Consider the following 20,122-nt stretch of genomic DNA (forward strand, 5'->3'; position numbering starts at 1 on the left):
GTGACCTACATCCGTATCAAAGGTGGCTGGTGCTACTTAGCGGTTGTTTTAGACTTGTTTGCTCGCCGTGTGGTTGGAAGGTATCTAATCGTATGAACACCGATATGGTGATGGCGGCATTAAATCAAGCCATAACAGATAGAAACAATCCCAAGGATGTCATTCATCATAGTGATCGCGGCGTTCAGTACTTATCCATTCGCTATACTTCTAGGATGACGGATTCTGGCGTCATTGCCTCTGTTGGTACCAAAGGTGATTCATACGACAATGCGTTGGCTGAAACGGTTAACGGGCTGTATAAAACCGAGGTGATTCATTATTTAAAGCACAACTGGACTGGCGTTAACGATGTTGAACTGGCAACCCTTGAATGGGTGGATTGGTTTAACAAAACCCGTTTGCATAGTAAAATTGGTTATGTGTCGCCTTTTTAGTTTGAGAGACGATACCATGATAGTCTTAGTGAGTCAGACAAAGCTGACTGACTCAAGCAATCCACTCTCCGATATAGTCGGGGCGTTTCACTCAAAAAATAGGAGCTTAGAGCTCCCATTTTTATGTTAGCTTTCTAAGTCTCTATGTTAATTTGAAGAATACTTCATCATAATGTCCGAATATAGTTAATCCAATTTGAGAGTGGTACAAGGCAGCCGAGTGCAGATGTATCTGTCATACTTCAAGCAAGGTTAACGCTGTAACGCTTTTATAGTGGATTGACTATACAGCTATATTTTTTTGATTTCTACAATATCACTTGATTCAATGAGAGATTGGATATTACCAAATAAACTTTGAATATAATCAGTGGCCATATGGATATCTAAATCCTCCCTGCTACGCCATTCTTCTAAGAAGAAATATCTACTCGAGTCATTTTCGCTAATATAAAGCTCATATTTCAAGCACCCTTCTTCTTGAAGCGTAGGCTCTATTACACTTTTTAAAAGCGCTTCTAACGTCTCTTTTTGATCTGATTTTGCCTTAAAGTTCGCAATTATTGAAATAGTCATTATTTCACCTTGAATTTGTTTTAGAAGTTTTCTAGTACAATTTTGCCTTTTGACTTGCCTGATTCAAGCAACTTATGCGCCTTCTCCAAGTTTGCAGCGTTAATTTTGCCTAGATTTTGGTTAAGCGTACTTCTAATTTTTTGCTGGTCAACTAATTGGGCAACCTGTTGCAACAGATCACCTTGCTTTTCAATATCATCGGTTTCATACATTGAACGGGTGAACATCAACTCCCAATGGATAGAAATAGATTTAGTCTTAAACGGCATAATATCAAAGGTTTGTGGATCATCGATCAATCCAAGCTTGCCTTGTGGTGCAATCAGAGAAACTATTTGCTCGATATAGGTGTCTGTATGATTTGTAGAGAATACGTATTTTGGTTTTGCAATGCCTAGTGTCTCGATTTGTGCATTTAAATCTTTGCTATGATCAATGACATGGTCGGCACCAAGTGATTCCACCCAAGATTTCGTTTCTTCACGTGACGCTGTTGCTATAACGGTCAGATTTGTTTTTGCTTTTAGGAGTTGGATAGCGATTGATCCTACACCACCTGCACCACCAATAATTAAAATACTGCCAACTTCTGTTTCTGAAATTTGAAACCGATCAAACAGCATTTCCCATGCCGTTATTGCAGTTAATGGCAATGCTGCTGCTTCTGCATTAGATACTGTAATTGGTTTAAGACTGATAATTCGTTCATCGACTGCTTGATACTCAGCATTACTACCATCTCGGGTTAAATCGCCAGCATACCAAACAGAATCTCCTACTTTAAACGAGGTAACTTTTGAGCCAACTTCAATAATTTCCCCAACGGCATCCCAACCTAAAATACGATTATTTGCTTCAGACGAATTTTTTCTCACTTTGGTATCAACTGGATTCACAGAGATTGTCTGAACTTTTACCAGTACATCACGCTCTTTAAGCGTAGGCTTCGCTTTTTCAATATCTACCAATGAATTTTTAAAATCATCATGGTTGTCTATAACATACGATACGGCTTTCATAGATTTGTCCTCAACTTTAAAAAATATAGGGCGTGTTGAACATTCAAATATTAGGACTGCTGATAGATAAAATCGCACCAAACTAGGCGTAAACCGACGATAATGTCGAGGCCTTAGCTAGGTTTACAACACCGTTTGGGGTGATTTTAGCATCAGCCCTTTGGGGCGGGGCTCTTTTTTGCCAATACATGGCGAAATTGTCTATCCTAGAATAACTAGGCTTCGAAAATTTCACTGCGTATTGCCTGTAAAATAGCCGCCGCCAGTGCCACATTTGAATGTTCAACACGCCCTAGTAAAAATGGGAGCGAAGTGCTCCCATTTTATGTTATTCAATCATTAAAACTCTTGGCTCGTTGGGCGCAAAACAATTTCATTAATATCTACATCCGCAGGCTGTTCAATTGCATAAGCAATTGCTCGAGCGACTGAGTCAGCTGGTATGGCTTGTTTGTAGAAATCAGTAACAAACTCTGAACTTTCTTTATGAGAAGAACCGAATTTTAGTTCTGACTCAATTGCACCAGGCTCAATAGTAGTCGTTCTAATTGTTTCCCCAACTTCATGACGAAGGCCTTCAGAGATGGCTCTTACAGCAAACTTAGTACCGCTATAAACAGTACCTCCTGGACTAAATACTTTTACCCCTGCAACAGATGAGAGGTTAATAAAGTGTCCAAAGTTTTGTTTTTGGAAAACAGGTAGGGTAGCTGCTATACCATAAAGAACACCTTTAATATTAATGTCGATCATACGATCCCATTCATCAACTTTTAGCTCACTTAATGGTGCAATAGACATTAATCCAGCATTGTTTACCAATACATCGATTTGACCAAATGCGCTTAATGCCTTTTCAATAAGTGCTTGTACTTCATGTTGTTTGGTTATATCCGTACCAATAAATTCAGCTTGACCACCTTCAGCACGAATGTCGTGAACAATAGCCTCTAATTTTTCAGTACGTCTAGCACCAATTACAACCTTTGCACCTTTTTTAGCAAGTAAGCGAGCAGTAGCTTCACCTAAACCACCACTTGCACCAGTGATAACAATAACTTTATTTTCTATATTATTCATACAAGTAACCTTCAACCTATCTGTCAATCATATTTGAGGGTTAAGTATTACAGCCTTGTTAGGTATAATAAATGAATAATATTGTCTTTCAGAATTCCTATTTACGGAATAATTACCATAACACAGGATTGGACATGCAGAACAAATTGGAAATGATGCGTATCTTTTGTGTCGCAGCAGAGTCTCGAAATTTTAAAGAGGCAGCAACTCAACTGGGTATTTCCCCACAGGTAGTGACACGGGCAATAAAAGAGCTAGAAGAGCAGCGCGGAGAGATTCTGTTTTACAGAAGTACTCGACAAATTAAAATTACCGCTGATGGTGAGCGTCTGGCAAAGCAAGCACGTCTTGCGGTGGAATCGATCGATGCTTTGCTTGTAAAAGACACCAAGGAAAAACGAGATGAAATGCGTGGGACTGTCCGTCTTACTGTGTCGTCTGTGTTAGGGCGTAAATTGGTAGTACCTGCACTAGCAGAATTTGCCATACGTTATCCAGATATTGTCGTGGATTGTGTGCTAACAGATTCACACTCGGATGTGATCGATGAGCGGATAGATATCGGGATCAGATTTGGATTTTTGCCGGACAATCGATATGTGGCAAGGGAATTGGCTAAAGTGAAATTTTATTCTGTGGGTACGCCAGAGTTAATTGATAAGGTTGGAATGCCCAAAAAAATTATTGACCTTGATAAATACCCTCTAACAGCACTAGTCGATCATAAAACAGGGCGTTACTGGCCATGGACATTCACCGAAAGTCGAAGCTTTACGCCATCAAAGCCCCGTTTTATTACAGATGATCTAGAAGCTGAATTTCAAGCTATTCTCGCTGGAGTTGGATTCGGACACATGCCTGGATTTCTAGTTTTGCCGTGGCTTAGGAGTGGTAAGCTCATTCAGATACTTCATGAGGAAACCTCTCCCGTTTGGCGCCTGTATTTATATCGTCCACAGCGGGGCCCGACACCTTTGCGAATCCGAGCATTGTTTGATTACTTAGTGGAAGTGCTGGGCCATATAGAAACCTGAATCAGATAAGACCATCATGTATTTAGAGTAACTACAATTTTTCCTATTTGCTGATTTGATTCAAGATAGCGCTGAGCGTCATGCATGTCCTCAAAGTTAAAGCAACGGTCGATCACTGGACGAAGATATCCTGCACCTATACTGCTAAGAATAAATCGTCTGGCTTGCTCCCTTAGAACAGGGTCATGGAGAACCTCAAGGAACAAAAAACCTCGCATGGTTAAGCTCTTGCGTAATGCAACTTTAAGGGGAAATGGTGTGTTCTCCGGGCTAAGTGCACCATGCATAACCATAGTTCCTCCTACAGACATCGCTTTTGCAATCTGTTCAATATGTGGCCCTCCTACAGCATCGAAGGCGACATCAAGATGTTCTCCACCTAAACGTAAAACAAGGGCCTCATACAAATCGGGTTCATCTTCACTGGCTATAACATTTTTAACACCGAGATCCAGTAAACGTTGCTTTTTCTCTATCGTCTGTGTACTTGCAATGACCTTAGCCCCCGCTGCTTCAGCTATCTGTATCGCAGCTAGTCCTACGCTACTTGAAGCTGCTGTGATCAAGATCGTTTTTCCTTTCGATAATCCACCAGCATGGATTACACCACCCCAAGCCGTCAAATACTGCATCCAGATTGAAGAAGCTTCTTCCCAGCTTAAACTATCGGGTTTGTGAACTAAAAAATTTTCTGGAATCAGAAGCTTGTCCGCATATGTCCCATATTTGGCTAGATTGTCAGTCGGAAGAATCGATACTGCATCTCCTGGAGAAAATTGGCGTACACCTTCACCTATCGCAAGAACTATGCCTGCTCCCTCATATCCCAGACGAGAAGGGAATACTGCCTTTTGAATATAAGTACCACGCCGAAACATTACATCGGCCCGGTTGAGTCCGATCGTTTTCATCTGTATTAGAACTTCTCCTGCGGCTGGTAAAGCAACAGGAAGTGTTTCTAATGTCAGAACATCTGTATCTCCAATACAATTGAAGCGCCAAGTCTTGGCCTGAAGTGCGTTAAATGACATCGATAACTACCTTAATATTGGCAGAGCGATCTTGAACAGCATCATGAGCCTCAATCGCTTGGTCTAGAGTAAAATGACGAGGATCAACAATAGCACGCAGTTTACCTTCCTCAACGAGACGAGTCGCGGTCTTAAGGATATCACCATGATGAGAACGGCGATTCCCTGTTAACGTCGGCATTAGGACGAATACGCCAGACACTGTGGCACACCGTAGAGATGAATTCGCTAAATTATGATTGCCAAATGCAGCACAGCTGGTGATGTGGCCATAGTGAGTCGTCATGGAAAGTGAAGCTTCGAGTACTGGACCACCCACAGTGTCGTAAACAATGTTAAAACCTTGACCCTCAGGGCTTGCAGCAATAATGTCATCGGAAGATGCTGTTGTGTAATCGAGAGGTGTTGCACCGAGTTCTGAAATCAGTGATTGATCAGCTGTACGAGCAGTCGCCCAAACATTTGCATCAAGTGCTTTTGCAAGCTGAACCACCATATAACCAACGCCACCAGCACCGCCTTGAACCAGTACAGTTTGCCCTGGTTGGACCTTCGCATTATCCACTAAACCTTCCCAAGCGGTGAGGAACGTCAATGGTAGTACTGCTGCCTCGCGCATAGAGATATTCCGTGGCTTTAATGCGATCAGATCAGCATCTGCTACAACATATTCTGCTAAAGATCCTTGAAGACCACGGACGCCACCAATCAGACCGTAAACTTCATCTCCGACGTTGAAGTGGGTGACACCTTCACCAACAGCAGTTACAACCCCAGCCATATCCGTTCCCAACACGGCAGGAAGCTCTGGCATAGCATATGTTGCTTCACCAAGACGAATTTTATAATCAATAGGGTTTACACCACTAGCATGAATACGTACTAGAACTTGCCCAGCCTCTGGTTGAGGTATAGGGAGTTCTACACGTTTAAATTCATGATCACCAAAATTTTCTAGGATAAGCGCATTCATCATCTTATTCATAGTTGTTCCTTATTTTTAACTGGGGGATGACATGCACAATACCAAAGTAAATTAATCCAATAAATGATATTTATAGGATTTAATAATTCCTAAATAATGAATAATAAATATCATCCGCTCACTAAAAATAGGCTTTGTTGCACAAAACTATTTCTAAGGCTTATGCCACAATATAATTTTCAAATGAATAATCCTGCACCTAAAATTTATCGTACAACCAATTGGTCTTTATATAACCAAGCTTTCATTAATCGGGGGGAATATTGCCGGTGGAGTAGTCAAGGTTGAGTGCCATCTTCATTCAGCATTTGCCCTGTTTGCTTTGGTTTAATTAAAGGTGCAGTCGGACGCGGTCCTGTATATTGCAAGCCGATACCAGCATAGACATCATCTGCTGCAGTTTCAGTTCCAAAACGTTCTTTGTCTAGTTCTCGGATTTCTTGGCTAATTTCTTCAACATCACTCTGGTCAACACCCAGTTCTTCTAAAATTGTACCGCCAAATAGCATTGCCGACTCGAAGGTTTCGCGTATCATGTAATCCACATTTTGTTTTGCTAAATGCAGCGCATGCTCACGGTCATAAGAGCGAACCAGTAACTTGGCCATAGGAAATTCATGTTGCACCAACTCTACAATTTTATTCGTCGTTTCTTTGTGGTCTACGCAAACAACAATGGCTTCAGCCGTATCTGCTCCAGAGGCATGTAAAATATCTAAACGAGAACCATCGCCATAATAAATTTTAAATCCAAATCTTTCAGCGTTTTGAATCATGTCGATATCATTATCAATGATGGAAACATCAATACCTCGAGCAAGCAATAATTGACTTGAGACTTGTCCAAAACGACCGAAACCAATCATCAGGACTTTTCCAGAAAGTCCTTCAGCAATACGGATATTTTCTAAAGAAGTTTGTTCTGTAGTTTGGGTAAAACGTTTAAACAGAATGCCTATGATGGGGGTCAAAATCATCGACAAGACTACAATCGCATTCAGGTTTGAGCTTTCATCAGCACTAATGATTTGAGCACTCATGGCGGCAGCAAAGAGTACAAAAGCAAACTCCCCCCCTTGAGCCATTAGTAATGCGCGATCGAGTGCTTCAGAGTGTGAACTTTTGGTCAGGCGTGCAATCAGATAAATTATGGATGCTTTGACAAACATCAGCACAAGTACAGCACTTAAAATTAACACCCAGTTATTTTTTATGACGTCAAGGTCTAATGACATACCTACGGCTAGAAAAAATAATCCGAGCAATATGCCACGAAACGGTTCAATATCTGCTTCAATCTGATGGCGAAAAGTGGATTCGGAGAGTAATACCCCTGCAAGGAATGCCCCCATTGCCGTCGATAAGCCACTGACTTGCATCAGTAATGCTGCGCCGAGCACCACCAAGAGTGCTGCTGCAGTCATGACTTCACGGGCTTTGGCTACGGCTAATAAGCGAAATAAAGGATTAAGCAACCAATAGCCTGCAGCGATTAAACCTACAATTGAAATTAAACCAATTCCGATGCTCTGCAAACGCATAGAAGTACTTTCAACAACATGATTCGGTGCGATAAAAGCGACAATTGCCAATAAAGGGACAATCAATAAATCTTCAAACAGCAGGATCGAGATAATTTTTTGTCCTCGTGGTTGAGCAATGTCTCCACGATCTCCCAAAAGTTGCATCACAATTGCAGTCGAGGTGAGTACAAAGCCTGCAGCACATACAAAACTCACTTGCCAAGAATAGCCATAGACCAAGCCTACCGCCATTAACCCCAATGAACAGGCGCTAATCTGTAATGTGCCTAATCCAAAAATTTCTTTTCTTAAACTCCATAAATACGATGGACGCATTTCTAGTCCAATCACAAACAGATACATCACAATACCAAGCTCAGCAACATGCAGAATAGACGCAGAATCGTAGAAAAACGCTAGTCCAAATGGACCAATAATTAATCCTGCAATTAAATATCCCAATACCGAGCTTAATCCTAGGCGCTTGATTAAGGGGACTGAAATCACTGCCGCTGTGAGCAGTATGACAGGGGATAGAAGGTTCATATATTTCTCAGATTTTGTATAGAGTCTGTTGACACTTCAAATATAGAAAGTAGATTCAAAACACAAGTGCAACACGTTTGTAGTTAGTTGAAACAGTTAATCACTATACCCGAATTTCAAGTAATCAATGGGATAATTTTATCACTGCATTTAAAGACTGTCAGCAAAGTATTGGTAAGCTTTTCACTATAGGTGTTGAGGGAAATAATTGCAAAATAAGGCATCGAATTAGATGTGTTAGTTCAGTATTGAGTGTGGCTTTAGCAAGAATACGGATATTAATGCTTCTCACAATATTCTAGCGGTAGAACATACCACTTTGTCTGTGGAGGAAAGATGCGGTAAAAGTCGCTCTGTGAAGCAGAAAGCATGCCTAAATCCGTGAGGAAGTCGCCTAAGAGCTTTTGCTTTTAAAATCCCTGAGAAACCTGTTTCGTAAAGAGCTAGTCAAAAGTGGGGGAGTATGTCAGAAGTTTAATTTTATAAGTTATTGTAAAGATTCGGAAAGTTAATTATGGCATCCAGTTGCAGAGCCAATAGTGACTTCATTTAATCTCAGCATACTTTTTGAAACACTACCTAAATTTTTAAGGTTTATAAAAAATATTGCTTTTTTTATACTATGGGGTACTATAGTATTAATGCTAGCAAATAAGGAGGTCTGATGCCTAATCAGGTTGAAGACAAAAAAAAGATTCTTCTACGTGTCAGAAAGATCAAAGGTCAGACGCAAGCGATTGAAAAAGCATTAGAAGACAATGTGGAATGTGGTGCAATTCTGCAACAAATATGCTCTGTGCGTGGTGCTATTAATGGTTTAATGAATGAGATGTTGGAGGTTCATTTAAAGGACACTTTAGTATCAGGTGAAACCACAGAACAACAACGAAAAGAAGAACTGGCTGAAATCGCCAAGATTCTAAAATCATATTTAAAATAGATCTGTATAAGGAATTATTCCATGAAGTCACGTGCTGCTGTTGCGTTTGGTCCTGGTCAACCTCTTCAAATTGTTGAAGTTGATGTTGCACCACCGAAGAAAGGTGAAGTATTAATCAAGATCTCCCATACCGGTGTGTGTCATACAGATGCATTTACTTTGTCTGGCGATGATCCTGAAGGTGTTTTTCCGGCTATTCTCGGGCATGAAGGTGCTGGTGTTGTAGTCGAGGTTGGTGAAGGCGTGACTAGCGTCAAACCAGGTGATCATGTCATTCCACTTTACACCGCTGAATGTGGCGAGTGCGTATTCTGTAAATCTGGAAAATCGAACTTGTGTATTGCCGTTCGCGAAACTCAAGGTAGAGGCGTAATGCCAGATGGTACCACTCGTTTTTCCTACAATGGTCAACTGATTTACCACTATATGGGCTGCTCAACGTTCAGTGAATACACTGTAGTGGCAGAAGTATCATTGGCTAAAATCAATCCTGAAGCCAATCACGAACATGTCTGCTTACTGGGTTGTGGGGTAACAACGGGTATCGGTGCAGTACATAACACGGCTAAAGTACAAGAAGGTGATAGTGTTGCGGTCTTTGGTTTAGGTGGTATTGGTTTGGCAGTCGTACAAGCCGCACGTCAAGCTAAAGCAGGGCGTATTATTGTGGTTGACATGAATCCAGATAAATTTGCGCTGGCAAAAGAGTTTGGTGCAACGGACTTCTTGAACCCTAAAGATTACGATAAACCAATCCAGCAAGTAATTGTCGAAATGACTGGCTGGGGTGTAGATCATTCATTTGAATGTATTGGTAACGTGAATGTGATGCGTTCAGCCCTTGAAAGTGCACACCGTGGCTGGGGACAATCGGTAATTATTGGTGTAGCTGGCGCAGGTCAGGAAATCTCTACCCGTCCATTCCAACTGGTTACTGGTCGTAAATGGCTAGGTTCTGCCTTTGGTGGCGTAAAAGGTCGTACGCAACTTCCAGGAATGGTTGAAGATGCCATGAAAGGTAAAATTCAATTAGAACCATTTGTGACACATACGATGGGCTTGGATCAGATCAATGAAGCCTTTGATCTAATGCATGAAGGTAAGTCAATTCGTACTGTAATTCATTACGAATAATTGCGTCAGACCTTATATTTTTCCATGCATGTGAATCATGATTGACATGCATGGAATCCTCTAAAACGGTACATCATCTGTAAAACAGATCTATCTGTGTAGGCATCGTGTATAGGTTCAATAAACCTGCCTACATTTTAAATCTTTATCACTATTCTCTGTGGAGAATGTAAGACTCTTTATTTACTTAATTTCTCATGAAGTCTTGCTCAACATAGGTAATTGATTATGGAAATAATTGAGAAACATGCTTCTTTTGGTGGATCGCAAGAAGTATATCGCCATCAGTCAATAGCATTAAACTGTTCAATGAAATTCTCAATATATCTGCCACCTCATGACAAAGATGAGCGGTTGCCAGTTTTATATTGGTTATCAGGACTGACTTGCAACGAACAGAACTTTATTACTAAAGCCGGAGCACAAAAGTATGCGGCTGAACATAAAGTCATTATTGTTGCACCAGATACCAGCCCACGTGGAGAGGATGTACCAGATCATGCAGATTATGATTTAGGCCAAGGCGCAGGATTCTATGTGAATGCAACACAAGCACCCTGGTCACAGCATTTCAAAATGTATGATTATATTGTGGAAGAGCTCAGAAATCTGATTGACCTGAATTTTCCGACTAATCAAGTCCAAAGTATTATGGGTCATAGCATGGGTGGTCATGGTGCATTAGTAATTGGGTTAAAAAATCCTGAGCTTTATAAAAGTATTTCTGCTTTTGCACCAATTGTTGCACCTAGCCAAGTACCTTGGGGGAAAAAGGCTTTTACACACTACCTAGGTGAAACCGAAACTTTATGGAAAAGCTATGATGCGATTGAATTAATCAAAAACGCTGAAGTTCATTTACCTATTTTAGTCGATCAGGGAACAGCTGATGATTTTCTTGAAGAACAGTTAAGGCCTAAGCTTCTTAGTAATATTTGTTTGGAACAAGAATATCCTCTTACACTTAACCTAAGAGAAGGGTATGACCATAGCTATTACTTCATTGCGAGCTTTATAGAGAAACATATAGAGTTTCACAGCAAATTCCTAGCTACATAACTTTCATAGATATGAGGATGTACAATGTGGTTCTTGAATGCTTCTTGAGCAATATAATTTCCAGATGAAGAGGTCAGCTTATAAATCTAAGGTAGAGTCAATTGATCCTTATATAACTAAGATTGAATTTAATCATCTCATATCTTAATTTTTTGATTCAAGTTAATGATATTAACTTGAATAAATTCCTAGCATTATGTCGAAATAAAAACCCAGATTTTGGCTCAGCTATGGGAAATTTTTTTTAACTTTTATACAACAAAACTTTCTGACATGCATACATTAGCAATGTCAGAATCAGTTTTCATTCTAATCAATTGTGGAGTTTTAGTCATGCTTAAAACAGCTTTATATGTCCGTCTTGAAGCTAAACCGGGTAAAGAAGACGAAGTGGAAGCTTTCCTTAAAGCCGGTTTACCTATTGTAATGGAAGAACCTGCGACAGTTGCGTGGTTTGGCCTACGTCTTGGACCTACAACATTTGGTATTTTTGATGCATTTCCTGATGAGGCGGGTCGCCAAGCACATTTATCTGGCAAAGTTGCAGCTGCTTTGATGGATCAGGCCGATGAGCTATTTTCAGAGCCACCGTCTATTGAAAAAGTAGATGTTTTGGCTAGTAAACTACCAGCTCATACCGACGCTTAAATGTATGAGGGTGCTGCCTGAAATTTTGAATGAAAGGCAGCACTTCATTTATACAATTATTTTTGCAGTTATTGCTTATCTTTTTATAAAGAATGTCGCTTACCCGTATGCTGTAGATCGTTATTTCAAGAGTGAAGAGTTTCTTGCCATAAAAGAAAGTATCTCTCAGCATGTACAAGACTGTAATGACTTAAATCAACATATCCAAAACCTAAAGCTGTCATATGCTGATATAGAATCCTTCGACTACGGTAAAGGAAATCTGTCTGACACCAGTAGATATAACATGAAAAGAAAAAACTGGTCTGAAAGCACAAACAACCGATGGACGCATCCATGCTCTCTATCTATTGTGAAAAACGCTAACGATCAGCCATTCAAGTATCTATGTAAGTACTTTAACATCAAACCGACTGAAGAAACTTTAGAGAAGTTTGAGAATGCACTAAATGATTTTTCTGCTGCCGAACAAGGTAAGGTTTTGTTGGTGCAAGAAAGAGATGCTACGATAGCAAGTGTAATGGAATCCATACCGGCATTTGTAATGCGCTCTAGTGAAGAAAGAATAAAGCAAGAATTAGGCTTTATGCTTGTTAACTTATCTCAGTTGTATTTTCCTGTTTATACCTTTCAGTATGTTTCAGCTGGTGGTAACAGCTCATCAAGGTTTGATTTCAGATTAGACTTAGACCAGCTAGAACGATTTATCGGTTACTTAGCTGAATTGGTGAAGTTTGAGAATAGTGTGGCAGGTCAACGGGCATTAATGACAGCCAAGTTGAGAGAAAGAATTAAAGTACGAGATAACTTTACTTGTAAAATATGCTCTCTTTCCACTTCGGATGAAAAAAATCTTTTACTTGAGATTGATTATATTACTCCTTTATCAAAAGGTGGTAAATCAACAGAAGATAACTTACAAGTACTATGCTGGCGTTGTAATCGCTCTAAAGGATCAAAAACAGATCATGTCCCAAGCTTAACGCATGACCAATTGGTTAATAATATACCAAAACCAGAAGTTGCGGCACGTCCTGCTATGCCACCAACACTGCCACAAAATATGCCTGTCTCTATCGCTGAGTCATTTAATGAAAAACCTCGGGCAGTTACACCAAAGTCGTCAGTAAGCATGGTTCGTCCAAATACAAATACGCCGCCACCTATTCCTCATTCGCATTCATTAAAAGCTACACCTGATATAACCACGTCAGCCAGTACTGCGCCACAGTCACCACCTACAAACGATGTTTTCTTGACTTGCTTCCCTGATCCAGTGGTAGCAGAAGCTGCACAAGCAACACCAAGTAACCCTACAAACATAACCAATGCTCAAAAAAATGCGGTTAGAACTGCTCACAGCTATCTTGAAAGCTCGGGTTTTTCGCGTGATGGTCTGATTGAACAATTAGAGTATGATGGTTATACAGGCAGTGATGCGACTATAGCAGTAGATAGTTTAGATATGAACTGGATTAAGCAGGCTAAGAAAACAGCGAAGTCTTATCTTCAAGATTCGGGTTTCACGCGTAATGGTCTGATTGAGCAACTAGAGTATGACGGTTATACGAGCAGTGATGCGACCACAGCAGTAGATAGCCTAAACTTGAGTCAATCGAAGAGCGACAAGCCTGAGCAGAGCCAAACAGAAACAGTGGAGTTTACACCTAAGAATTCAGCCGATCTGACAAATCCTCAAAAGAATGCTGTTAGGTCAGCAAAAGATTGGCTTGAATATTCTGCTTATTCACGTAAGAATCTTATTGAAACGCTCTCTCAAAGTGATGGATATACTATTAGGGATGCTACTTTTGCGGTAGACAGTTTGGATATTAACTGGGCAAAGCAAGCTAAGAAGGCAGCAAAAGACTGGATAGAATATTCTGCTTATTCACGTAAGAATCTTATTGAAACGCTCTCTCAAAGTGATGGCTATACTATTGATGATGGGACTGTAGCAGTAGATGGTTTGAATGTCGATTGGAACGAGCAGGCACTGAGGTCAGCAAAAGATTGGCTTGAATACTCTGGCTACTCACGCAAAAATCTTATCGAAACACTTTCTCAAAGTGATGGTTACAGTCAAAGCCAAGCAACTTATGCAGCAGAAAAGGCTGGTGTTTGAGTGCACTTAAACATAGGTCTTATAAATACACTAAATAAAAGAAGCAAAATAATTATTAAAAGGTAGCTAATTAAAGTAGCGACTCTACTCAACTTAATTTTAAAAAAATGAGTAAAAATGTTGAGGGTTGTGTAGGTTCATCAAATTTAGAATATCTTTAAGAGAAGGTATTTGATATATAGAAAGGCCAGACAACTTAAGCTGTCTGGCTTTTTGGATGATTAATGCTCATTTATTTGCTTGATCTGTCCGCCATAAAGCATGCTCACATATTATGCATAACCAACTATTTTTGGCACGCATATAAGGAATATCAGCAGGTACTTCAATTGGACAAGCATAGCCGCAGTATTCACATACAACATCGTCTAAGTAGGCATAACACTGAGCAACTGTCTCAAAGAATACTTGAGGACTTACCTCATATTTCTCACAAAGCGTCTTCACATGTTTAATAAAACCGCTTTTATTATCGTATGCCCAGTAATCCTCACATATTTTGATATCATATGGACTCTGCGTCATATTGGGTTGAAGTTTGACACTCATCATACTCTCCTCAATAGCTGCCATAATCAGAGTGCGGTAATAGCTCGTAGAGCTCGCTTTGAAGCTGACTGCTCATATCTTTTATAAAGTACCCATCTTGAGCATCTAAGCGCTTCTGTACCCATATACGCATCGCCATGTCATTGTTAAAGCACCGCTTCACTCCTAAGAAGCGTGCTAGGTTATGACCAGATGAAATATATAACTCACGCATCAACGCATTAGCAATAAGGTTTGCATCTGTACTGATTGCACCATCAGGTTTAAACTCACCAAACAGCTCCTCATAATTGATGATTTTCATTGTGACGTCTCCTTGTCAGTTTGTGCATTCGTGATTAGTGTTTCAGCTCCAGAGCTATTCGATGCGCCTGTTAACTTCTCCTTACTCGCAAGTAGTAAGTTATCCATCGCTGAGCCATCTTGACGGGTGATATCAGGCACATAACGGCTATACACACGAAACAGCATCTCCGTACTGCTATGAGCCATCTGACGAGCTATCCACTCGGGATTCTCACCAGCAGCGAGCCAAAGCGTCGCTGCGGTATGCCGAGTCTGATAAGCACGCCTGTGCTTAAGTCCGAGTAGGGCAAGTGTGGGTTTCCATACCCGTCTATTCACATTACGATACTCCATTGGATTGCCTTGTGAATTGCAAAACACAAACTCTGACTTGCCAAAGGTGCGTGCCTTCTGGTCTTGTAGTGCGTCATACACTAACTGTGACATCGCAATATCACGTTGTGAGCCTAATGTCTTAGTCGGACCCATCTCACCATTAACTAATGCCTCTCTTATACTAATCTCACGGCGATCAAAATTAATGCAATCCCACTTCAGCCCATCTATTTCACTGGTACGCATTCCTGTAAAGAAGCGAATAGTGTAGTAGGGCTTATAATCAGCTCGAACATGCTTTAAAATCAGCCATACCTCACTCAATGTAAACGGGTTTACATCCGGACGAGCTTGTTTGAGATGCTTAATATTTTTATAAGGCATCTCAAACTCATGGCGATCTGATGCTTCTTCTAGTATCATACGAAGAAGTATCATGATCTGGTTGATCCGTGCTACTGACAGACTTGACTGACCATCTTTACCGTAACAAACTTTGGCGAGGGAGCTACGGAAGGTCAGCAAGTCTGGTTTTTTTATGGCATGTACCGCTTTACCACCAAACTCAGGTAATAAATACTTATTCAAAATAATCTTTATTTTTTGCCGATAGCTCGGTCGCCATTCAATCTTCCTCTCCTCAAAAAATGTTTCCGAAAACTCCTTAAAGGTCGGATTACGACTGATACAAGCTTCGGCTCTATCAGCCAATGCCGTCATCTCCTGGGCTCGTTCACTCTTTGGGAAGTAAGCAGCATAGTCAAAGATGCCTAAAGTTATTTCTGCTTCCATTTTTTTCATGACTTGCGCTAATTTTTTACGATTAGCTGGGTTGTCTTCTAAACTGGTCTTTTCTCGACAGCGCTTACCTAAGTAGCGGAAGTCAACGACCAGCTTACCAAACCGTCCTCGCATAGTAGCCATAGTAAATCTCCTTATTTTTTTATTGAAGTGCCATACCGTTGATAGCGCTCATAACCGGCTTGCACATGTCTTCCTCGATACGCTCCCATACGTACAAAATCTTACGACCACCAAAAGGGCGTATGTAGTGAATGTTTTCAATCAAAACGGTATCTTTCATTTGATTGCGGATAGTACGTGCGTCGTACTTGATGCGTTCGGCTAACTCATCAGTTGTTAAATAAGTATTACTCATGGTGTTTACCTCTTTTCAGTTATTAAGTCATTGCATTAAGTGATAGAATAAAAATTATTTTATCAACCTGTAAAAATGCATCTTGAAGGAATCAGTTATAATTTACCCGCTTAAAGGTAATTAGTAACCGATTTGTGTAATATATTACCTTTTTACTGCAATGTAAAGCATTTTTACCCGAAAAGAGGTAAATTTATGATTGTGTCTAAACTCCCCGTTATTTTGGCAGAGAAAAAATTGCGTGTAGCAGATGTTGTAAGAGCAACAGGCATGAGTAAATCAACCCTTCATAAACTATATAATGAAGAGTCATCAAGAATTGATTTCAATACTATCGACCAGTTATGTGAGTTTTTAGACGTACAGGTGGGTGACTTGTTTATCTATAAGCCAAATACTAAAGATGTGGGTGACCAGTCTTGATGACTTATAAAACTGGAAATATATGAGTAGAGAAACAGCTGTATAGCCTTATATACAAGGCGCTTCAAAATATAAAATTAAGATTGGGGTTATTTTTATATTTACTTTTCCCTGATTTGGCCACGTTTTGGTCACGCTATAAACTAATTATAAAAAAGCAGTGGAAAAGGAAAAGCGATGCTAAGAAATATTTTCTTAGCATTGCTTCTTATAAAGGTAGGAATAGTCAGTTGGGGTCAATTATAAAATCAGTATTTATAGCGTGGGCACGAAATGGTCACGTTTTGGTCACGGTGCTGATTTTGAGACTTTTATCTCATTAGATTAACTTAATAGCTTGATTGGGCAATAAGACATAAAAACGCTGTAGCCCCTGAAAATTAGACAAAAAAAAGCCTCACTGTTAAGTGAGGCTTTTTAAGTATTTGGAGCGGGAAAAGAGATTCGAACTCTCGACCCCAACCTTGGCAAGGTTATGCTCTACCACTGAGCTATTCCCGCTAATTATCAATTAACTATCGTCAGTTGATGAAGGCGTATTATACGCAGTTTTTTTTAGGTGTCAACACCTATGACGAAAAAAATTAAAGTTATTAAAATAGGCGTGTCTTCTGGCCATAGATATATGTTATAACGGTTTATTATAATATGTATTCCAAAAGCTTTGTAGTACATAAATAAGCTGGGACGCACTTTATAATTTAATCGTAATCACATTCACAATTATCAATACTTACAAAGATAAGTCATAGGGATAAAAAATGAGTCAACAATATACCATCGCTGATTATTTGTTTGATCGTGTCGCAGAAGCGGGTGCATCTGAGATATTTGGCGTACCTGGTGATTTTAACTTAACTTTTTTGGATAACGTTCTCGCTTCTGATAAGCTGCGCTGGGTAGGCAACACAAATGAGCTAAATGCTGGCTATGCTGCCGATGGCTATGCACGCGAGCGTGGATTTGCCGCTATGGTGACGACTTTTGGCGTAGGTGAGCTGTCAGCGATTAACGCGACCGCAGGTTCTTTTGCTGAATATGCGCCTGTATTGCATATCGTAGGTGCACCAAGCACAGCGCTACAAGACTCAAAGCGCCGTATTCATCATTCGCTTGGTGATGGGGTATTTAACCATTTTATTAAGATGGTCGAGCCAGTGACGGTGGCCCGTGCGCAGCTTACTCCTGAAAATGCTGCCTCAGAAATTGATAGAGTAATTCGATTGATTCTCAAAAAGCATCGTCCAGGTTACCTATTGCTCTCACCAGACGTCGCGCGTCAGCCTATCTATCCACCAACGACCAAGCTGATCGATAGTCAAGAAGACATTACTAGCCAAGCGGCATTATCAGATTTCAAGCAAGCCTTAACCGAGTTTTTGCCAAATAAGTCCACAACCCTAATGGCAGATTTGATGGTGCATCGTTTGGGGTTACAATCACAGCTCAAAGCGTTGATCGCTGATACGGATATTCCTTATACCACGCTATCTTGGGGTAAGACGCTGCTTGATGAGAATAGCGATCGTTGGGCAGGCACTTATGCGGGTGTTGCCTCACGTCCAATTGTCAAAGATGCGGTAGAAAACTGCGAATGCCTTATCAAAGTAGGGGTGCAATATACTGACACTACTACCGCAGGGTTTAGTCAAGATATCAATGAAGATGTAGTCGTAGACTTGCATTATGAGCGTGCTTCTATCAGTGGTAGGAACTTTGCACCGATTGCGCTAAAAGATGCGTTGCAAGCCCTACATGAAGTGATGACCTCTGGCATTAACATCGTGCCAAAGCCTTTCTGTGAAGAAGTTAAGCCGCACGAACAAAAAGGTAAAGACAGTGAGGCTATCCGCCAAGATGACCTATGGCATATTATTGCTGACCGTTTAGATCACAATAACTTGGTGTTTTCTGAACAAGGGACTGCCTATTTTGGTATCAGTGATGTGCGCCTGCCAGAAGGGGTGACGTCATATGGGCAGCCGATGTGGGGATCAATTGGCTACACGTTGCCTGCCAGCTTGGGCGCGGCAATCGCATCGCCAGATAAGCGCAGTGTGTTATTGATTGGTGATGGTTCAGCATTGCTAACTGTCCAAGAGTTGGCGGTCATGATTCAAGAGCGCATCAATCCTGTGATCGTCTTAATTAACAATGACGGCTATACGGTAGAGCGCGCGATTCATGGCGAAAACCAATACTATAATGATATTCCTAAATGCGATTGGCAAATCATGCCGCGAGCGTTTGGCGCGACAGAAGAAAATAGCCTATTACTCAAAGCAGAGACAGCAGGCGAGCTAAAATCTGCTTTCAACAAAGCTGCTGCGACTACCGACAAGCTTATAATGATTGAGGTAATCGCAGACAAGCATGATATACCGCCATTGCTAGCAGACATCAGCGCGGCACTAAAACCAAAAAAGGATTAAGTAATTCGTAAAAGCCTACTGAATAAAAGTAACAGCCCCATTTAGCAACTTAGCTAAGTGGGGTTTTTTACATTTTTTATCATACGGATTAATTAATCAGCGATTGCTCTTATGTCAGTTTGCAGACTTTAGTATCATGGCGGATTGGGCTACGTTCAGCCTTGATAGTCAACAGGAGACAGACCCGTCGTGATTTGGTTAAAAATGCTTATCGGCGCATTGATGGTACTGGCGATTCAAATGTTCGCCCAAACCCGATTTTTCTATTTGGCGGCTCTTGCGCCACTATTCCCCACCTTTACGTTAATCAGTCACTTTATCGTTGGTACTGAGCGCAGTCCTGCTGATTTAAAGGTCGCGTTGATATTCAGTATGCTTGGTGTCATACCGCATTTGATTTATACCTTTGTGGTGTTCTTTAGCATCAGTTATATGAGTTTATATAAAGCATTGCTATTAGGTGTGGTCGCTTGGACGGTTGCGGCTGCGATTCTGGTACTGACATGGCAATACATTCAGGGTTAAGTAGTATTAAGACGTAAACTCTTTTAGCCTAGCAATGGCATTTTGTGTACTTCACTTTAATATTTGAGTGTTTTCTCTTGAGGTGTTTTTATTGATTTAGTATTGGCTGCTAGTTCTGATGGTGATGCTAATATCATCATAAGTAATTGTCATTCATATTTTGAATAACGGCCGCTTATGATAGGCTCACTGGTGTAATATCTACTAACAGCAAGATAACGAAAAACCCATCGCAATCAATTACTATTCTTAATAATAAAAAATAGGGCTCAAAAA

19 protein-coding genes, 1 tRNA gene and 2 pseudogenes are annotated in these 20,122 nt (G+C 40.6%); 11 read left to right on the forward strand and 11 right to left on the reverse strand.

What is annotated here, in order from left to right; genetic code table 11:
* A pseudogene (locus I3249_RS00005) lies at positions 1-437 on the forward strand (IS3 family transposase); the annotation flags it as partial.
* Between the two features lie 291 nt (positions 438-728).
* Here the strand turns inward: I3249_RS00005 and I3249_RS00010 are convergent.
* From I3249_RS00010 to I3249_RS00020, 3 genes are all read right to left on the reverse strand, one after another.
* Complete coding sequence (locus tag I3249_RS00010; RefSeq protein WP_075107531.1) at positions 729-1,013, reverse strand: putative quinol monooxygenase; 285 nt, start codon at positions 1,011-1,013, stop codon at positions 729-731.
* Between the two features lie 20 nt (positions 1,014-1,033).
* Positions 1,034-2,032, reverse strand: a complete 999-nt coding sequence (locus I3249_RS00015) for a zinc-binding alcohol dehydrogenase family protein (protein ID WP_238067956.1) — start codon at positions 2,030-2,032, stop codon at positions 1,034-1,036.
* A 339-nt stretch (positions 2,033-2,371) separates the two neighbouring features.
* Positions 2,372-3,112: an SDR family oxidoreductase gene (locus I3249_RS00020; protein WP_238067957.1), complete on the reverse strand. Its 741-nt coding sequence runs from the start codon at positions 3,110-3,112 to the stop codon at positions 2,372-2,374.
* 134 nt (positions 3,113-3,246) lie between these two features.
* Between I3249_RS00020 and I3249_RS00025 the strand changes: the two genes are divergently transcribed.
* On the forward strand, positions 3,247-4,146 hold the full coding sequence (locus I3249_RS00025; RefSeq protein ID WP_238068083.1) for a LysR family transcriptional regulator: 900 nt from the start codon (positions 3,247-3,249) through the stop codon (positions 4,144-4,146).
* A gap of 14 nt (positions 4,147-4,160) precedes the next feature.
* Here the strand turns inward: I3249_RS00025 and I3249_RS00030 are convergent, their stop codons facing one another.
* From I3249_RS00030 to I3249_RS00040, 3 genes are all read right to left on the reverse strand, one after another.
* Positions 4,161-5,177 carry a zinc-dependent alcohol dehydrogenase family protein gene (locus tag I3249_RS00030; protein WP_095570626.1) on the reverse strand — a complete coding sequence of 339 codons (1,017 nt, stop codon included), beginning with the start codon at positions 5,175-5,177 and terminating at the stop codon, positions 4,161-4,163.
* A complete protein-coding gene (locus I3249_RS00035) occupies positions 5,167-6,162 on the reverse strand; it encodes a zinc-dependent alcohol dehydrogenase family protein (RefSeq protein ID WP_201607801.1) in 996 nt (331 codons plus the stop codon). Before I3249_RS00035 ends, I3249_RS00030 begins: the two co-directional genes overlap by 11 nt.
* A 278-nt stretch (positions 6,163-6,440) precedes the next feature.
* A complete protein-coding gene (locus tag I3249_RS00040) occupies positions 6,441-8,231 on the reverse strand; it encodes a monovalent cation:proton antiporter-2 (CPA2) family protein (protein ID WP_238067958.1) in 1,791 nt (596 codons plus the stop codon).
* Positions 8,232-8,332: 101 nt separating this feature from the next.
* Between I3249_RS00040 and I3249_RS00045 the strand changes: the two are divergent.
* From I3249_RS00045 to I3249_RS00070, 6 genes and pseudogenes are all read left to right on the forward strand, one after another.
* Positions 8,333-8,464, forward strand: a pseudogene (locus tag I3249_RS00045) (IS1 family transposase); the annotation flags it as partial.
* A 431-nt stretch (positions 8,465-8,895) separates the two neighbouring features.
* Positions 8,896-9,171: a metal/formaldehyde-sensitive transcriptional repressor gene (locus tag I3249_RS00050; RefSeq protein ID WP_001133624.1), complete on the forward strand. Its 276-nt coding sequence runs from the start codon at positions 8,896-8,898 to the stop codon at positions 9,169-9,171.
* Between the two features lie 21 nt (positions 9,172-9,192).
* Complete coding sequence (locus I3249_RS00055) at positions 9,193-10,305, forward strand: S-(hydroxymethyl)glutathione dehydrogenase/class III alcohol dehydrogenase (protein ID WP_238067959.1); 1,113 nt, start codon at positions 9,193-9,195, stop codon at positions 10,303-10,305.
* 228 nt (positions 10,306-10,533) lie between these two features.
* Positions 10,534-11,364, forward strand: coding sequence for an S-formylglutathione hydrolase (fghA, locus tag I3249_RS00060; RefSeq protein WP_238067960.1), 831 nt, complete (start codon positions 10,534-10,536; stop codon positions 11,362-11,364).
* A 333-nt stretch (positions 11,365-11,697) separates the two neighbouring features.
* Positions 11,698-12,012: an antibiotic biosynthesis monooxygenase gene (locus tag I3249_RS00065; RefSeq protein WP_025651767.1), complete on the forward strand. Its 315-nt coding sequence runs from the start codon at positions 11,698-11,700 to the stop codon at positions 12,010-12,012.
* Positions 12,013-12,022: 10 nt separating this feature from the next.
* Positions 12,023-14,137 carry an Ltp family lipoprotein gene (locus I3249_RS00070; RefSeq protein WP_238067961.1) on the forward strand — a complete coding sequence of 705 codons (2,115 nt, stop codon included), beginning with the start codon at positions 12,023-12,025 and terminating at the stop codon, positions 14,135-14,137.
* A 228-nt stretch (positions 14,138-14,365) separates the two neighbouring features.
* On the opposite strand, the gene I3249_RS00075 is transcribed toward I3249_RS00070, so the two are convergent.
* From I3249_RS00075 to I3249_RS00090, 4 genes are read right to left on the reverse strand one after another with little or no spacing between them, the layout of a single operon-like run.
* Entirely contained in the window at positions 14,366-14,686 is a 321-nt protein-coding gene (locus I3249_RS00075) for a hypothetical protein (protein ID WP_238067962.1), read from the reverse strand.
* A gap of 10 nt (positions 14,687-14,696) precedes the next feature.
* On the reverse strand, positions 14,697-14,990 hold the full coding sequence (locus I3249_RS00080; protein ID WP_062844820.1) for a hypothetical protein: 294 nt from the start codon (positions 14,988-14,990) through the stop codon (positions 14,697-14,699).
* Positions 14,987-16,231, reverse strand: a complete 1,245-nt coding sequence (locus I3249_RS00085) for a tyrosine-type recombinase/integrase (RefSeq protein ID WP_238067963.1) — start codon at positions 16,229-16,231, stop codon at positions 14,987-14,989. The genes I3249_RS00080 and I3249_RS00085 overlap by 4 nt, the downstream gene beginning before the upstream one ends.
* 19 nt (positions 16,232-16,250) lie before the next feature.
* A complete protein-coding gene (locus tag I3249_RS00090; RefSeq protein WP_011513303.1) occupies positions 16,251-16,466 on the reverse strand; it encodes a hypothetical protein in 216 nt (71 codons plus the stop codon).
* 195 nt (positions 16,467-16,661) lie between these two features.
* Between I3249_RS00090 and I3249_RS00095 the strand changes: the two genes are divergently transcribed.
* Positions 16,662-16,889, forward strand: a complete 228-nt coding sequence (locus I3249_RS00095; protein ID WP_201600699.1) for a helix-turn-helix transcriptional regulator — start codon at positions 16,662-16,664, stop codon at positions 16,887-16,889.
* A gap of 426 nt (positions 16,890-17,315) precedes the next feature.
* Here the strand turns inward: I3249_RS00095 and I3249_RS00100 are convergent.
* Positions 17,316-17,390, reverse strand: a tRNA-Gly gene (locus tag I3249_RS00100).
* 260 nt (positions 17,391-17,650) lie between these two features.
* On the opposite strand from I3249_RS00100, the gene I3249_RS00105 reads away from it, so the two are divergent.
* Positions 17,651-19,321, forward strand: a complete 1,671-nt coding sequence (locus I3249_RS00105; RefSeq protein WP_238067964.1) for a thiamine pyrophosphate-binding protein — start codon at positions 17,651-17,653, stop codon at positions 19,319-19,321.
* Between the two features lie 189 nt (positions 19,322-19,510).
* Positions 19,511-19,846 carry a GlpM family protein gene (locus I3249_RS00110; protein WP_224737711.1) on the forward strand — a complete coding sequence of 112 codons (336 nt, stop codon included), beginning with the start codon at positions 19,511-19,513 and terminating at the stop codon, positions 19,844-19,846.
* Positions 19,847-20,122: the final 276 nt, after the last annotated feature.

The sequence above is a fragment of the Psychrobacter sp. Ps1 genome (genome assembly GCF_022129425.1).
In the GTDB taxonomy this organism is placed as follows: Bacteria; Pseudomonadota; Gammaproteobacteria; order Pseudomonadales; family Moraxellaceae; genus Psychrobacter.

Bases quoted from the DNA above. Each gene is read 5' to 3' on its own strand.
- I3249_RS00010 (WP_075107531.1), bottom strand. From the start codon at position 1,013: ATGACTATTTCAATAATTGCGAACTTTAAGGCAAAATCAGATCAAAAA.
- I3249_RS00015 (WP_238067956.1), bottom strand. From the start codon at position 2,032: ATGAAAGCCGTATCGTATGTTATAGACAACCATGATGATTTTAAAAAT.
- I3249_RS00020 (WP_238067957.1), bottom strand. From the start codon at position 3,112: ATGAATAATATAGAAAATAAAGTTATTGTTATCACTGGTGCAAGTGGT.
- I3249_RS00025 (WP_238068083.1), top strand. From the start codon at position 3,247: ATGCAGAACAAATTGGAAATGATGCGTATCTTTTGTGTCGCAGCAGAG.
- I3249_RS00030 (WP_095570626.1), bottom strand. From the start codon at position 5,177: ATGTCATTTAACGCACTTCAGGCCAAGACTTGGCGCTTCAATTGTATT.
- I3249_RS00035 (WP_201607801.1), bottom strand. From the start codon at position 6,162: ATGAATAAGATGATGAATGCGCTTATCCTAGAAAATTTTGGTGATCAT.
- I3249_RS00040 (WP_238067958.1), bottom strand. From the start codon at position 8,231: ATGAACCTTCTATCCCCTGTCATACTGCTCACAGCGGCAGTGATTTCA.
- I3249_RS00050 (WP_001133624.1), top strand. From the start codon at position 8,896: ATGCCTAATCAGGTTGAAGACAAAAAAAAGATTCTTCTACGTGTCAGA.
- I3249_RS00055 (WP_238067959.1), top strand. From the start codon at position 9,193: ATGAAGTCACGTGCTGCTGTTGCGTTTGGTCCTGGTCAACCTCTTCAA.
- fghA (WP_238067960.1), top strand. From the start codon at position 10,534: ATGGAAATAATTGAGAAACATGCTTCTTTTGGTGGATCGCAAGAAGTA.
- I3249_RS00065 (WP_025651767.1), top strand. From the start codon at position 11,698: ATGCTTAAAACAGCTTTATATGTCCGTCTTGAAGCTAAACCGGGTAAA.
- I3249_RS00075 (WP_238067962.1), bottom strand. From the start codon at position 14,686: ATGAGTGTCAAACTTCAACCCAATATGACGCAGAGTCCATATGATATC.
- I3249_RS00080 (WP_062844820.1), bottom strand. From the start codon at position 14,990: ATGAAAATCATCAATTATGAGGAGCTGTTTGGTGAGTTTAAACCTGAT.
- I3249_RS00085 (WP_238067963.1), bottom strand. From the start codon at position 16,231: ATGGCTACTATGCGAGGACGGTTTGGTAAGCTGGTCGTTGACTTCCGC.
- I3249_RS00090 (WP_011513303.1), bottom strand. From the start codon at position 16,466: ATGAGTAATACTTATTTAACAACTGATGAGTTAGCCGAACGCATCAAG.
- I3249_RS00095 (WP_201600699.1), top strand. From the start codon at position 16,662: ATGATTGTGTCTAAACTCCCCGTTATTTTGGCAGAGAAAAAATTGCGT.
- I3249_RS00105 (WP_238067964.1), top strand. From the start codon at position 17,651: ATGAGTCAACAATATACCATCGCTGATTATTTGTTTGATCGTGTCGCA.